Here is a 446-nt window from a genome sequence, read left to right as displayed (position 1 = left end):
GGCCCCGACTATAGCCGCCCCAAACTGGAGCTGCCGGACAGCGCCCAGGCCCAGAGTCCGGCCATCGCCATGGACTGGTGGAAACAGTTCAACGATCCGGTGCTGGACCAACTGATCGCAGAGGCCCTGGAACACAACCAGGACCTGGCCGCCGCCGCCGCCCGCGTCGACGAAGCCGCGGCCCAGGCCGGCATCGCCCGCGCCCAGTTGCTGCCGGCGCTGAACGCCAACGCCGGCTATCAGCGCGGCCGCACCTCCACGGCGACAACCACGCCGGGCGCGCCGCTGGTCAGCGACGTGCGCAACGCCAACCTCACCGCGTCCTGGGAACTGGACCTGTGGGGCAAGCTGCGCCGCGGCAACGAGGCGGCGCGCGCGGACTTCGCCGCCAGCCGCTTCGCCCGCGACAGTTCGAAGCTGGCGATCGCCGCGCAAACCGCGCAGAC

The 446-nt window shown here is 72.0% G+C and carries 1 protein-coding gene; it reads left to right on the top strand.

What is annotated here, in order from left to right; genetic code table 11:
- Positions 1–446, top strand: a 446-nt coding sequence (locus ACUXV1_RS23235) for a TolC family protein (protein ID WP_446016776.1), incomplete at both ends; no start/stop codon positions are given.

The sequence above is a fragment of the Chromobacterium sp. W521 genome (assembly GCF_052805975.1).
Note: the sequence above shows the minus strand (reverse complement) of the source record. Positions and strands in the feature narration are given on the sequence as shown.